At 71.9% G+C, this 12,842-nt stretch carries 15 protein-coding genes and 1 pseudogene; 6 read left to right on the forward strand and 10 right to left on the reverse strand.

Annotated features, from left to right (window positions below; genetic code table 11):
* The coding region (locus GJV82_RS18165) for a glycoside hydrolase domain-containing protein (RefSeq protein WP_155100193.1) at positions 1–1,143 on the reverse strand (1,143 nt) is incomplete at its 3' end.
* Positions 1,144–1,352: 209 nt separating this feature from the next.
* Between GJV82_RS18165 and GJV82_RS18170 the strand changes: the two genes are divergently transcribed.
* Together GJV82_RS18170 and GJV82_RS18175 are read left to right on the forward strand one after the other, a co-directional pair.
* Positions 1,353–2,003, forward strand: coding sequence for a peptidoglycan DD-metalloendopeptidase family protein (locus GJV82_RS18170; RefSeq protein WP_051876644.1), 651 nt, complete (start codon positions 1,353–1,355; stop codon positions 2,001–2,003).
* A gap of 14 nt (positions 2,004–2,017) precedes the next feature.
* The gene (locus GJV82_RS18175; RefSeq protein ID WP_034652986.1) at positions 2,018–2,266 is read left to right on the forward strand and encodes a hypothetical protein; all 249 of its coding nucleotides are present in this window, start codon (positions 2,018–2,020) and stop codon (positions 2,264–2,266) included.
* 82 nt (positions 2,267–2,348) lie between these two features.
* Here the strand turns inward: GJV82_RS18175 and GJV82_RS18180 are convergent, their stop codons facing one another.
* From GJV82_RS18180 to GJV82_RS20330, 6 genes and pseudogenes are all read right to left on the reverse strand, one after another.
* A complete protein-coding gene (locus GJV82_RS18180) occupies positions 2,349–3,284 on the reverse strand; it encodes a hypothetical protein (RefSeq protein ID WP_196217310.1) in 936 nt (311 codons plus the stop codon).
* A 103-nt stretch (positions 3,285–3,387) separates the two neighbouring features.
* Positions 3,388–3,624: pseudogene (gene nrdH, locus GJV82_RS20325) on the reverse strand (glutaredoxin-like protein NrdH); the annotation flags it as partial.
* Positions 3,624–3,899, reverse strand: coding sequence for a hypothetical protein (locus GJV82_RS18190; protein WP_155100195.1), 276 nt, complete (start codon positions 3,897–3,899; stop codon positions 3,624–3,626). The gene GJV82_RS18190 and the pseudogene nrdH, both read right to left, overlap by 1 nt.
* 34 nt (positions 3,900–3,933) lie before the next feature.
* Positions 3,934–4,671, reverse strand: coding sequence for a hypothetical protein (locus GJV82_RS18195; RefSeq protein ID WP_155100196.1), 738 nt, complete (start codon positions 4,669–4,671; stop codon positions 3,934–3,936).
* Positions 4,668–4,925, reverse strand: a complete 258-nt coding sequence (locus GJV82_RS18200; protein WP_155100197.1) for a hypothetical protein — start codon at positions 4,923–4,925, stop codon at positions 4,668–4,670. The genes GJV82_RS18195 and GJV82_RS18200 overlap by 4 nt, the downstream gene beginning before the upstream one ends.
* Complete coding sequence (locus GJV82_RS20330; protein WP_225873483.1) at positions 4,925–5,335, reverse strand: hypothetical protein; 411 nt, start codon at positions 5,333–5,335, stop codon at positions 4,925–4,927. The genes GJV82_RS18200 and GJV82_RS20330 overlap by 1 nt, the downstream gene beginning before the upstream one ends.
* Between GJV82_RS20330 and GJV82_RS20335 the strand changes: the two genes are divergently transcribed.
* Positions 5,336–5,461: a hypothetical protein gene (locus GJV82_RS20335; protein WP_318657814.1), complete on the forward strand. Its 126-nt coding sequence runs from the start codon at positions 5,336–5,338 to the stop codon at positions 5,459–5,461.
* Between the two features lie 87 nt (positions 5,462–5,548).
* On the opposite strand, the gene GJV82_RS18210 is transcribed toward GJV82_RS20335, so the two are convergent.
* Positions 5,549–6,736 carry an MFS transporter gene (locus GJV82_RS18210; RefSeq protein WP_155100198.1) on the reverse strand — a complete coding sequence of 396 codons (1,188 nt, stop codon included), beginning with the start codon at positions 6,734–6,736 and terminating at the stop codon, positions 5,549–5,551.
* Positions 6,733–6,900, reverse strand: a complete 168-nt coding sequence (locus tag GJV82_RS18215) for a hypothetical protein (protein ID WP_155100199.1) — start codon at positions 6,898–6,900, stop codon at positions 6,733–6,735. Before GJV82_RS18215 ends, GJV82_RS18210 begins: the two co-directional genes overlap by 4 nt.
* Positions 6,901–6,977: 77 nt before the next feature.
* On the opposite strand from GJV82_RS18215, the gene GJV82_RS18220 reads away from it, so the two are divergent.
* Complete coding sequence (locus GJV82_RS18220; protein ID WP_115942218.1) at positions 6,978–7,553, forward strand: TetR/AcrR family transcriptional regulator; 576 nt, start codon at positions 6,978–6,980, stop codon at positions 7,551–7,553.
* Between the two features lie 3 nt (positions 7,554–7,556).
* Here the strand turns inward: GJV82_RS18220 and GJV82_RS18225 are convergent, their stop codons facing one another.
* Positions 7,557–9,086, reverse strand: coding sequence for a helix-turn-helix transcriptional regulator (locus tag GJV82_RS18225; protein ID WP_155100200.1), 1,530 nt, complete (start codon positions 9,084–9,086; stop codon positions 7,557–7,559).
* 180 nt (positions 9,087–9,266) lie between these two features.
* Here GJV82_RS18225 and aceA point away from each other — a divergent pair, with 180 nt between their 5' ends.
* Together aceA and aceB are read left to right on the forward strand one after the other, a co-directional pair.
* A complete protein-coding gene (gene aceA / locus GJV82_RS18230; protein ID WP_318657815.1) occupies positions 9,267–10,685 on the forward strand; it encodes an isocitrate lyase in 1,419 nt (472 codons plus the stop codon).
* 75 nt (positions 10,686–10,760) lie between these two features.
* Entirely contained in the window at positions 10,761–12,515 is a 1,755-nt protein-coding gene (gene aceB / locus GJV82_RS18235; protein ID WP_155100201.1) for a malate synthase A, read from the forward strand.
* Positions 12,516–12,842: the final 327 nt, after the last annotated feature.

Here is a 12,842-nt window from a genome sequence, read left to right on the forward strand (position 1 = left end):
GAGGAACCCGACGATCATGCTGGTGAGAACACCTCTCAGCCCCGCGCTGAAAATCGTCGAGAGCTCGCCGGGTTGGATCTTCTTGTTGAGCTGTGAGTTCAGCGCGTTCGTCAGGTAGCGACCGACGTATCGGTATCCCGAGTTCCAGAGTGTCGCTGCTCGAGGGGCGGTCACCTCGGTGATGCCGTCGCAAGCAGTTCCCGGGCGCTCGGGGTCTCCGTTGGAGACCAAGAGCGAGCACCACGTCTGGTAGTCCGCAGCCCCGGTGGGGGCGAGCTTGCAGAAGTTCTGAAACGCCGTGACGGACATGGAGTCTGCAGAGCTGAAGACAGAGTCGAATGCGACGGCGATCTTGTTGAAGATGAGCGCCGCGTGGAACAGGCGCACCCACTGGCTGCCGCCCGAGTCCTGTGCCCCCACGCCGAAGAGTCCCGATTCGCTGATGCCACCGCGTGTACCCGGCCCGAAAGTGCCAGTGGCCTCGGCGTCGGTCAGCCCGATCTCGTACTGCAGGGCGTACACGAGAGCCTTCTGGGTGTTGCGCGAGTACAGGCCGTCGCACGGCATGACGAAGAAGTTCTTGCGTGACAGGTAGGTCGCATTGAGCCACTGCTGCACGCCGCGTGCAGCGGAGGTGCCTCCAGGCAGCAGTACGTAGGCGTCCATGGTCAGTAGGCCCTTGAACACCTTCGGGATCATCGTCCCAACCGCAGTCAGACCCATGTCCGAACGCAGTGAAGCGACGGCGCTCGTGCAGCCAGGACCGTACCCGCCGTCGAGCCCGTTCGGGTTGTACCCCTTGCAGTACAGGCCACCCTGGATGATCTTCACGACGCGGGAGAGCTTTGCGGGGTTGCTCGACGTCGTGGAGGAGTTGATCGTCGGGAACTGGGTCGTCAGTGCGGCGAGTGTCCCATCCCCGAAGTTGTTCGACAGGGTCGCGATCCCGAGCTCGTGCTGCAGCGCGCGCGTGAGCCCGTACATCGTCGACCAGCCGGTGCGTCCCGTCTCGGGCACCCGGATCCACTGCGCTCCTGCCGCCGGCCCGTACGTGGCGTTCAGCCACTCCTGCACATCCAGGACGCGCTGGTCGACGGGCGGATCGTCCGCCGCGATGGCCGTCGGTCCGATCTGAGTAGTCATGTGTTGCTCCGTTCCCTTGCTCGCATACCCGGTGCCCCCCGCAGATCGGCTGCGGCCGGGACGTGGAACCAGACCCTGCCAGCGCCCACTGACACGACTGATTCGAACGTGTGTTCGAACGTAGCATGTGGGTGGCGCCGTGCACACTCCTCCCCACGTGCAGGCCACGACCCGGTGACCTGCGGCTTCACTACATTGGAGGGGGCCCGATGAGTCAGCTCGTCAACCCGGTCGCTGGGCGCATCAGCTCGCGCTACGGACCGCGCACGCACCCGATCACCGGCAAGCGCACACCACACACCGGCACCGACATCGCCGCTCCGAGCGGCACACCCGTCAAGGCCGCGCACGCCGGTCTGGTCACCGCGTCCCGGCGCGACGGATCGCGCGGGAACTGGGTCGGGATCCGCGGCGACGCCGGTCCCACGACCTACTACCTGCACCTGTCACGCCGGCGCGTCGCCGAAGGGGCCCGCGTCGGCGCCGGCACCCACATTGGCGATGTCGGATCGACCGGGACCGCGACCGGGCCCCACCTGCACTTCGAGGTCTGGACCGGCAGCACCCACACCGACCCCCAGGCCTACTACCGCGACCGTGGCCTGACCCTCGGTACCGCGGGGGCAGCGGCCGGCGGCAGCGGCCGTCCGGTCCTGCGCGAGGGCAGCACGGGCCAGCATGTGCGCGACCTGCAACAGCACCTCAAGGCCCACTACCCCGCCTACGCGCGCGACCTCGCTGTGGACGGGAGCTTCGGCCCCAAAACTCGCGCAGTCGTCACCGAGTACCAGCGGCGCGCAGGCCTCGACCCCGACGGCATCGTCGGCCCACTCACCTGGGCAAGCCTCGGCCTCGACTGACAGGAGCAGTCCACATGCGCACCACCCACATCACCATCGCCATCGTCTGCGCCACGCTCGTGGCCATCACCGCGATCCTCGCCTGGCTCATCGCCGCCGGCCACGACATCCAAGGCATCGCCTCCGTCATCGTGAGCGCCATCGTCCCGACCATCGCTTCGCTGATCGCCGTCGACCAAGCATCGCGGGCACGCGCCGAGCTCCAAGGCTTCGCGTCTGTGAACCGTGAACCTTCCACAGATCAGCGGTATCCCAGGACCTAACAAGGCGGGAGTGGGGCACACCGGATGGTGCGCCCCACTCCCGCCTTGTCGAAGTCCGTGGCTGAGTTCGGCCTTGCGTGAACTACTTCGCGATGGGCGCGAGCGGGTTCACAGAGACCGGCGCAGGGGCACCGGGCTGCCAGATCGCCACCCTGGAGTAGGCGTTGGTCTGCTTCGCAAAGTTGAAGCAGTTCGAGGTGTTGTTCGGGAAGGGTCCACGCCACGTGGACCAATCCCTCGTGCCGTCGCCAAAGTGAGCGTAGATCCGCCCGGTCTGGGGCCCTGGGCAGACACCGAGGACGGCGGAGTGCATCGCCGAAACAGTGAGAGTCCCATAACCCGTGTAGCAGAAGCCACGCCACGCCGGACCTTCGAACGGGTACTGAGCGACGACCTTGTACCGAGTGGTTGTGCACGCCACCGAGGTCGTGAACGGCGAGATCATGCCTGGACCGGGCGCCGCAGCCGACTCTTCCTCGATCAGCTCTGCCTGCTCCTGCGTGAACGCGTCGTTGACGGCTTGGCGCTCGGCGTCGTCGTACATGCGGATGCTGCCATCGGGTTCGATCGAACCGACCCAGGTCAGCTCGTCAGGCTCGACGACCTCAGCCCCGGACGAACCGATCTCCTGCCCGATCAGCGCTTCCTGCTCCGCCCGGAACGCGTCGTTGACCGCTTGGCGCTCCACGTCGCCGTACGTCCGCGTTGTACCGTCGGCATTCTCAGTCCCGACCCAGGTCAGCTCGTTCGGGTCGATGATCTCGCTACCCGCCGGATCCTCGGTGCTCGCGCTTGCGGTCGAAACACCCGCCATCGCGAGACCTACGACGACCGCGGGAACAGCAAACCGCCGTACATAGACAGCCTTCAAGACTCCCCCTTTAAGAGTGCGACCAACGCGTCGTTGCTTGGCCCGAAGGTGGAACCGATTGGTCCTGTCGTACGCCTGCCCACCCTCGGTGGCTGAAGTACATACCACACTCAACGGCACGTCAAGCCATAGCGGGTCGTCGGTCAAGAGTTAGACCCGATTCACCACAGAGCAGGCTTCCCTCATCGCTCGTGCCGAGGGCTAGTGCCCCGGGATCGGCGATTGCACCAGGGACGAATATCGCCTGGTTGCTGAGCGCGTTGATCCGGTCGGGGCGGAAGCCCGACCAGTGGTCGTCGCCGGCGACGACGACCGGCACCTGCAGGTAGCCGAGCTCGCGGACGCGCTCGAGGGCCGCGGCGTCCTGGGTGACGTCGACGACGGAGTACTCGATGCCCTTCTTGTCCAGGGCCCGGTAGGTCGCGTCGCACTGGACGCAGGACTTTTTGCCCATGACGACCACGTCGGTCGTGGCTCCGTTCGCCATCAGGAGCTCACCTCGGCGAGCCGGAAACGCTGCTCGGCGCTCACGCCGGGCAAACCGACGCGGGTGCGCGCGCAGGCGTCGCAGAGCACGGCGCTGTGCTGGTGGACGCAGCTCGTGCACTCCCACACGGCGAGCAGGGTGGCCGGGTCTCCGCACTGCCACTGGCCGTCGCCGATCTGCTGGGAGTTGGTGCCGGGCCGGTCGCCGTCCTGGGCGCTGTGGATGCAGGTGCACCGCGCGGTGATGGTCGCGGGCTGGGATTCGATGAGGCTCATGTCAGTCGCTTCCTTCGTGGCGGGTCCGGGTCGCTCACCGGTGGATGAGCGTGATGGGGAACGCGCCGGGGGTCGTGCCGGTGATCTGGTGTCGGGGTGCCCAGGTCACGACCCATCCGGGGTCGTGGGAGGCGATGCGGTGCAGGACGACGGCGTGGGTGTGTTCGACGTCGTCAACCTGCAGCGGCTGGATCAGGGGGTCGCGGGTGAGGTCGACGTCGTAGTCCGTCACCGCGGCCGCGAAGCGCGCGGGGTCGTGGTGGCCGAGCGCCCAGACGGCGGCGTCGTCGAGGTCTTCCTGCAGGTCGATGCCGCGGAACGTGCCGAGGGGTGCGAACTCCTCGGCGTTCAAGGCCGGCAGCGCGGGGCCGGGCAGGCCGCTGGGTGTGATGGTGCGTGCGGGGCCCGCGGGCGTGTGCGTCTCGAGGAGCTCGATGGGCAGGTTGTTGCGGTGGGAGACCTCCACGCGTAGTCCTGGAGCGTTGTCGGCGTCGCGCCGCAGGGCGTCCAGGAGACGCTCGCACCCGCCGGGCTCCTCGATGTCCCAGCCCTGCCCGATGAGGTTGCAGGGGCCGCGCACGCCGCGCTCACGGTCGATGATCGTGTAGAGCAGCTCGCCCTTGACCCGGAACGGGCGCTGCCTGGTCAGGACGGTGAAGCGGGTGTCCGCGGCGCGTACGTCCCACCACCAGGTGCTCTCGTCGGACGGCCGGGCGAACCGGACGCGCTCGCCGACGGCGAGGGCTGGTGCGGTGACGGTCGTGGTGGTCATGCGGGCACTCCTTCGGGGGTGATGTCGGTGTGGGGGTCGTGCGCCGCCGCGAGCTCGCGCAGGCGCCGGGCCTCGCCGGGGTGGCCCTCGAGCTCGAGGACGCGGGCGGACGCCCGGCACGCGATCGCGTACCGGGAGCAGGTCGTCGTGTCTCGGACGCTTGGCGGCGCGCCGAGCCGCGGCGGAGCGGCCGTCAGCGGCTGCGTCGGGGCGGCGCCGGCGTCGACGACCAGCCGGGGCGTGACCGTGCTCATCACGCACCCCGGGACGGAGGCCGCGCGGCGCCCGCGAGCGCCGGGTGCTTGGCGGGGTGCCTGATCAGAGCGCGCAGGCCTTCGGAGAACAGGACCGTGATCGCGGGGATCGTCCAGAAGAAGACGGGCGTGACGAGCAGAAGCATCGTGATCAGGACGACGAGAGCGAGCCAGCCGAGCTGGCCGCGCCGGCTGCGCGGGAGGTGGGTGCCGTACCAGACCCATGCGGCCAGTGGTGCGGTGACGAGCAGGACGGGCAGCGTCGTCGACACGAGGGCGCTCGCGAGGCCGAACTCGGCTGCGGTGGCGATGACGGCCGGGATGGAGAGCAGGGGCAGCACGCCGAACACGAGCAGCCCGAGCACCTGTTCGTCGCCGCGGCGTCGGACATCCCGCCCGGTCACGGGCACGTGTACCACCTCGAGTACGCCGACGGCTTCGCGGCGCTGCACGCCCCCGACGGCTGGACCGACTCGGACACCGCGCGTCTCAAGGACGCGATGGGCGCCCCGAGCGGGCAGAGCTCCACCGGCTGACGCGACGCGCCGACGTCCGGCCCGCCCCGCGGTGCGTGAGGCGTCCGCGATCGTCCGACGGATGCACGGGCCGTAGCGGGCCCGGCGTCAGAGCGCGCTGCGCACGCGCAGTACGACCGCGGTCAGCGCGAGGAGGACGACGGCGCCGGCGTACCAGGACGCCGTCGTGCCCAGCGAGAGCACGGGCACGAGGAGCCCCGCCGCGACGGCGGGGAGGCCGAACGAGAGGTAGCTCACCGTGTACACGGACGCGAAGACCCCGACCCGTTCGTGCGCGCCGACCGAGGACGCGACCGAGCGCAGGACCCCCGTGAACGACGCGCCGAACCCGGTGCCCGCGACCACGACGCTGAGCAGGTAGACCGGCAGCGAGCCCCCGCCGATCGCCACGAGCGCGAGCGCCGCGCCCGCTGCGACCCCGGTCATGCCGACGATCGAGGCGGTGCGGGCGGGGAGCCCACGGACGAGGAACGCCGCGGCCGCCGCCCCCGCGGACAGCAGACCGACGACGCCGCCCTGCCACAGGTGCGAGCGGACCCCGAACTCGGACGCGACGATGCCCGCCCCGAGGGACAGGTAGAGCCCGCCGTTCGCCCAGCCCGCCAGCAGCGCCGGGACGCCGACCCAGAAGGTCCGCACGCCCGACCGCGGGAGGGCGAGGTGAGGACGCAGCGCCGTCCGCCACCCCTCGTGACGGGGTGACGTCTCCGGTGCGACCCACACGGCGGCGGCGAGCACGGCGTACGCGACGCCCAGCGCCCCGAACACCTCGCCCATCGCGCGGGTGGGCGTGACCGTCAGCGCCGCGCCGCCCACGGTCGCACCCACCGCGAGGCCCACGAGCGGCGCGACGGAGTTCCACACCGCAACCGAGCCCCGTCGGTGCGCGGGTTCGAGCTCGGTGATCGTCGCCGCGAGCGCTGACAGCAGGACCCCGCTCGCCAGCCCCTGCAGGGAGCGAGCCACGAGGAGTCCCGCGACAGACCCGGCGTGCCCGAAGGCGACGACGCTCACGGCGAGGAGCACGAACCCGGCACTGAGGACGGGTCGGCGCCCCACGTGGTCCGACAGCGAGCCGGCCATGAGGAGCGCACCCAGCAGCACGACCGCGTAGATGGCGAACACGGCCGTCATCGCCGCGGGCGTGGCGTCGAACCTCGCCTGCAGGTCCGGGTAGAACGGCGACGGCGCGCTCGCGGCGGCCATCATCAACGTGCTGGCGACGACGGCCACCGCGAACCCGACCCGTCGCGAGACGGTACCGGTCGTGGTCATGAGCGCACCGTGCCGTCGGGCTCGTCGGGTTCGCTCGGCACCGGCGCCGCTGCGGCCGCGGGGGCGACGGCAGCGCGCACGTCCGCCGCGAAGCCGGCGACGGTGAACCCGTCGGGGACGGAGTCGACGAGCACGAGGTCCGAGATCGCGTTCTCGGTGCGCAACGGGAGACCGCTCGGGCAAGATATCTGATGGGTGTAATCTAAAGTTCGCTGCTGGCTGACGACGGAAGGGGGCAGCGATGAGCAGGTCGTCCCAGGCGGACGCGGCGCGACACCGCGAGGAGGTCGTGGACGCGACGTCCCGGATGCTGCGCGAGCGGGGCGCCGCGAACGTGAGCGTGCAGGAGGCGATGTCGGCGGCCGGGCTCACGCACGGCGGCTTCTACAAGCACTTCCGCTCGAAGGACGACCTCGTCGCGGCCGCGACGCGCGACGCGTTCGGCGACATCCTCGGCCGCCTCGACCGGGTGGCCGCGGAGAGCCCCGACGGACCCACCGCGCGCGACCGGCTCGTCACGGAGTACCTCTCCCCGGAGCACCGCGACGCGCCCGGGACCGGCTGCGCCAACGCCGCGCTCGCGACGGACGCCGCGCGCGCGACGAGCCCGGAGCTGCGCGCGGCCTTCACCGACGGGCTGCGCGCGACCGTCGACCGCCTCGCCGCGGTCGAGGGCGGCGGGCCCGACGCGCGCGCCCACGCGCTCGTGGACCTCGTGGTCCTCGTCGGGAGCCTGACCCTCGCCCGGGCCACGACCGGCGACCCGGTGTCCGACGAGCTGCTCGCCCTGGCGCGGGAGCACCTCGCGCAGAGGTGAGCGTCACCGCCCCGGGCGCACCCGCACGGGCGAGGCGCCGTCGCTCGGCGCGTGCGCCTCGAGGAACGAGAAGACCTCCGTCTGGTCGACACCGGGGAAGGCTCCCGTCGGCATCGCCGCGAGCATCGACGCGTGCGGTCGCGCGCTGGGCCACGCCTGGCCGGCCCAGCGGTCCGCGAGCGCGTCCGGCGGGCGGCGGCAGCACGCGTCGTCGGGGCAGCGGGACACGAGCCGCTCCGTCGTGTCGCGCCCGAGGAACCACTTGACGTGCGCGAACGGCACGCCGACGCTCACCGAGAACTCCCCCTCCGCCGCCCGCTGGACGCGGGACGTGCACCAGTAGGTGCCGCTCGGGGTGTCGGTGTACTGGGAGAACGGGCTGAGCCGGTCCTCGACCGCGAACACCGTGCGCGCCGTCCAGCTGCGGCACACGTACTGTCCCTCGACCGCGCCGAGCGGGTCCGTGGGGAACCGGACGCCGTCGTTCTCGTACGCCTTGTGGATGACGCCGGACTCGTGGACCTTCATGAAGTGCACCGGGATCCCGAGGTGCCTCGTCGCGAGGTTGGTGAAGCGGTGCGCCGCCGTCTCGTAGGACACGGCGAACGCGTCGCGCAGGTCCTCGACCGAGATCTCGCGCGCGTCCTTCGCGGCGCGCAGGGTCCGCACCGCGTGCCGCTCCGGCAGGAGCAGCGCCGCCGCGAGGTAGTTCGCCTCGACCCGCTGGCGCAGGAACTCGCGGTAGTCGCGCGGCTCGGCGTGCCCGAGCACGTGCGGCGCGAGGGCCTGGAGCAGGGCCGACGTCGCGTTGGAGCGCCCGCGCAGCCCGTCGCTCGGGAGGTACACGCGGTGGTGCCGCAGGTCGAGCACCGACCGCGTCGAGTGCGGCAGGTCGCCCACGTAGTGGATGGTGAACCCGAGGTGGGTCGCGATGTCGGCCGCGACGCGCTGCGGCAACGGCCCGCCCGTGTGCCCCACGCTCTCGAGCAGCTCGGCCGCGGCGTCCTCGAGCTCGGGGAAGTAGTTGTCCTGCGCGCGCATGGTCGCGCGCAGCTCGGCGTTCGCCCTCCGCGCCTCCTCCGGGGTCGCGGCACGCTCTGCGTGCAGGCGCTGGAGCTCGCGCTCGAGCGCGACGATCGTCTCCAGCGCGTCGGTCGGCAGCGACTTGCCGACGCGCACGGGCCGCAGCCCGAGCGCGTCGAAGAGCGGCCCGCGCTGCACGCGCTCGAGCTCGATCTCGAGCGCGTCGCGGCGTGACGGCGGCACCGGGGAGAGGAGGTCGTCGAGGCTCGCGCCGAGGGCTCGTGCGACGGCCTGGAGCTGGGCGAACTTGGGCTCGCGCTTGCCGTTCTCCAGCAGGGAGACCTGCGAGGGCGCGCGGCCGATCGCCGCGCCGAGCTCGTCGAGCGTCATGCCGCGTGCGGTGCGCAGGTGGCGGATCCGGCGGCCGATGGTCAGCGCGTCCGGCTCGCTCTCGAGCGGGATCTGAGCATGTTCCGTGATTCCGGCCGGTCGCGTCGTCGGGATAGCCATGACTCAGAGTGACACGCGCCACTCCTTCCGCACAACAGAAGATCGTCGATTCTTTCGCTCGTTCTCGCTTGAGAAGGGCTTCACACGGGGAGGAAGGTCGAAGCACGGACCTCGCCGAGGTCCACCGACCGGCCCGGCCGGCCCGCACGCGGCGGGTCGGCGCACCACCAGGAGGCACCCGTGACCAGGCCCACCATCGTCAGCCGCCGCTCCCCGTCCGAGTACGCGGGCGGCGCCCGTCCGCTCGGCGCCGTCGCGACGACGTCGGGCGTCGCGGGTCCGACCACCGGCACCCCGCGCCGCCCCGGCGACCAGACCGAGACCGCCGCCGAGATCTCCGCCCGTTGGGCGAGCGACCCGCGCTGGTCCGGCCTCCAGCGCGACTACACCGCCGAGGACGTCGTGGCGCTGCGCGGATCCGTCCGCGAGGAGCACACCCTCGCCCGGCGCGGCGCCGAGAAGCTGTGGGAGCTCATCCACACCGAGGAGTGGGTCGCCGCGCTCGGCGCGTTCACGGGCAACCAGGCCGTGCAGCAGGTGCGCGCCGGCCTGAAGGCCATCTACCTGTCCGGGTGGCAGGTCGCGGCCGACGCCAACCTCTCCGGCCAGACGTACCCCGACCAGTCCCTGTACCCCGCCAACTCGGTGCCGGCCGTCGTGCGCCGCATCAACAACGCGCTCCTGCGCGCCGACCAGATCGAGACGGCGGAAGCCGCGGGCTCCGGCGACGGGCGACCCTCGCGCGACTGGCTCGCCCCGATCGTCGCCGACGCCGAGGCCGGGTTCGGCGGCCCGCTCAACGCCTACGAGCTCATGCAGTCGATGATCGCCGCGGGGGCGGCCGGCGTGCACTGGGAGGACCAGCTCGCGTCGGAGAAGAAGTGCGGCCACCTCGGCGGCAAGGTGCTCGTCCCCACGAGCCAGCACATCCGCACGCTCAACGCCGCGCGCCTCGCGGCCGACGTCGCGGGCGTGCCGTCCGTGATCATCGCCCGCACGGACTCGCTCGCCGCGGACCTGCTGACGTCCGACGTCGACGAGCGCGACCGTCCGTTCCTCACGGGCGAGCGCACCTCCGAGGGCTTCTACCGGGTGCGCCCCGGCCTCGACGCCGTGGTCGCGCGCGGCCTGGCCTACGCGCCGTACGCCGACCTCATCTGGGTCGAGACGGGCGAGCCCGACCTCGAGCTCGCGCGCACCTTCGCCGAGACGATCCACGCGCAGCACCCGGGCAAGAAGCTCGCCTACAACTGCTCGCCGTCGTTCAACTGGAAGAAGCACCTCGACGACGCCCAGATCGCGAGCTTCCAGAAGGAGCTCGCCGCGATGGGCTACGCGTTCCAGTTCATCACGCTGGCCGGCTTCCACGCCGTCTCGCACTCCATGTTCGAGCTCGCGCGCGGCTACAACGAGCGCGCGATGTCCGCCTACGTCGAGCTGCAGGAGGCCGAGTTCGCCTCCGAGGCCGACGGCTACACCGCCACCCGCCACCAGCGGGAGGTCGGCACCGGCTACTTCGACCGGGTCGCCACGGCTCTCAACCCCGACGCCGCCACCCTCGCGCTCGCCGGGTCCACCGAGACCGCCCAGTTCCACTGATCCCCACCGCGCGGCGGGGCTGCCCCCGCTCCGCCACCGCAGCCCCGCCGCGCGACACGACCTCCGGAGAACGCCATGACCGCCCTCACCACGACCACCTCTCCCCCGACCTCGGACCCCTCCGGGACGTCGCCCGACGACGAACCGCGCCCCGGGAGCCCGGGCCGCCGCGCGCCGTCGGGCACCCTGCGCGTCACCGGCACCCTCGGCGAGCGCTACCGCGAGATCCTCACGCCCGAGGCGCTCGACTTCGTGACGCTGCTGCACGACCGGTTCGTCGCCCGCCGCCACGAGCTGCTCATGGACCGCCAGCAGCGCCGGCAGGACGTCGCCGACGGCATCGACCCCGACTTCCGCGCGTCCACGCGCCCCGTGCGCGACGACCCGACGTGGCGCGTCGCCGGGTCGACCGGGGCGCCCGGCCTCGACGACCGCCGCGTCGAGATCACGGGCCCGACCGACCCGAAGATGACGATCAACGCCCTCAACTCGGGGGCCAAGGTGTGGCTCGCGGACGCCGAGGACGCGTCGAGCCCCACGTGGCGCAACGTGATCGAGGGCCAGCTCGCCCTGCACGACGCGATCCGCGGGACGCTCACGCACACCGTCGACGTCCCGGGCGGCGAGCCCAAGGAGTACCGGCTGCGCTCGACGACGCTCACCGACCTCCCGACGATCGTGTTCCGCCCGCGCGGGTGGCACCTCATCGAGAAGCACATGCGGTACGTCGACCGCGCCGGGGTCAGCGTGTCGGCGTCGGCGTCGCTCGTGGACTTCGGGCTGTACCTGTTCCACAACGGCCGCGAGCTCGTGGAGCGCGGCCGCGGGCCGTACTTCTACCTGCCCAAGCTCGAGGGCTACCGCGAGGCGCGGCTGTGGAACGACGTGTTCGTGCTCGCGCAGGACTACCTCGGCCTCCCGCAGGGCACGATCCGCGCGACCGTGCTGATCGAGACGCTGCCCGCGGCGTTCGAGATGGAGGAGATCCTCTACGAGCTGCGCGACCACTGCGCCGGGCTCAACGCCGGGCGGTGGGACTACCTGTTCTCCGTCATCAAGGCGTTCCGCACGCGCGGCGACTCCTACGTGCTGCCCGACCGCGCCCAGGTGACCATGACCGCGCCGTTCATGCGCGCGTACACCGAGCTGCTCGTCGCGACGTGCCACCGGCGCGGCGCGCACGCGATCGGCGGGATGAGCGCGTTCATCCCCGACCGGCGGCGGCCCGACGTCACCGAGCGCGCGTTCGAGCAGGTGCGCGCCGACAAGCGCCGCGAGGCGACGGACGGGTTCGACGGCACGTGGGTCGCGCACCCCGACCTCATCGAGGTCGCGCGCGGCGAGTTCGACGCCGTGCTGGGCGACCGCCCGCACCAGGTCTCGCGCCGGCGCGACGACGTCACCGTGGGCCAGCACGAGCTCCTCGACATCGGCTCGGCGCGGCGCGCGGGCGCGACCGTGACCGCCGCAGGCCTGCGGTCCAACGTGTCGGTGGGCGTGCGGTACCTCGAGTCGTGGCTGCGCGGCGTCGGCGCCGCCGCGATCGACCACCTCATGGAGGACGCCGCGACCGCGGAGATCTCGCGGTCGCAGGTGTGGCAGTGGATCGCCTCGGGCACGCGCACCGAGAACGGCGTGCCCATCACGCGCGAGCGCGTCGAGGCGCTGCTCGCCGAGATCGTCGACGACCTGCCGCGCACGCCCGGCAACCGGATCGACGACGCCGCGAACGTGTTCCGCGCCGTCGCGCTCGCCGAGGACTTCCCGACGTTCCTCACCATCGGGGCGTACTCGCAGTTCCTCGTCGGGTCGGAGGTCGACCAGCCGTAACCGGTCTCCTGCCGGGAGCGACCGTGGTGCCGTGGTCCGTCCGATCACGGCACCACGGTCGCTCTCGTGGGCGGGGTCGAACTCGTGGCCGCGGTCGTCCTCGTGGTCGCGACGGGCGTGCTCGACGGTGGGGCCCCCGGTGTGGGAGCATCCCGCCACGCACGGCGGCACGGACCGTCCGGGCGCTCGCCCGCACGACTCCGGAGCAGCACGTGGACAACCCCTTCCCGCCGCCGAACGGCGCCGCGCCCGCGGCGCCCGTCCCGCCGACCGGCGCGACCCCGCCGGCAGCGCCGCCGGCTCCCCCGCAGCCCGTCCCGGCCGCCG

The organism is Cellulosimicrobium composti, assembly GCF_009711085.1.
Taxonomy (GTDB): Bacteria; Actinomycetota; Actinomycetes; order Actinomycetales; family Cellulomonadaceae; genus Cellulosimicrobium; species Cellulosimicrobium composti.

Excerpts from the sequence above, each read along its gene's own strand:
- GJV82_RS18170 (WP_051876644.1), top strand. The coding sequence starts at position 1,353 with ATGAGTCAGCTCGTCAACCCGGTCGCTGGGCGCATCAGCTCGCGCTAC.
- GJV82_RS18175 (WP_034652986.1), top strand. The coding sequence starts at position 2,018 with ATGCGCACCACCCACATCACCATCGCCATCGTCTGCGCCACGCTCGTG.
- GJV82_RS18190 (WP_155100195.1), bottom strand. The coding sequence starts at position 3,899 with ATGAGCCTCATCGAATCCCAGCCCGCGACCATCACCGCGCGGTGCACC.
- GJV82_RS18195 (WP_155100196.1), bottom strand. The coding sequence starts at position 4,671 with ATGACCACCACGACCGTCACCGCACCAGCCCTCGCCGTCGGCGAGCGC.
- GJV82_RS18200 (WP_155100197.1), bottom strand. The coding sequence starts at position 4,925 with ATGAGCACGGTCACGCCCCGGCTGGTCGTCGACGCCGGCGCCGCCCCG.
- GJV82_RS18210 (WP_155100198.1), bottom strand. The coding sequence starts at position 6,736 with ATGACCACGACCGGTACCGTCTCGCGACGGGTCGGGTTCGCGGTGGCC.
- GJV82_RS18220 (WP_115942218.1), top strand. The coding sequence starts at position 6,978 with ATGAGCAGGTCGTCCCAGGCGGACGCGGCGCGACACCGCGAGGAGGTC.
- GJV82_RS18225 (WP_155100200.1), bottom strand. The coding sequence starts at position 9,086 with ATGGCTATCCCGACGACGCGACCGGCCGGAATCACGGAACATGCTCAG.
- aceB (WP_155100201.1), top strand. The coding sequence starts at position 10,761 with ATGACCGCCCTCACCACGACCACCTCTCCCCCGACCTCGGACCCCTCC.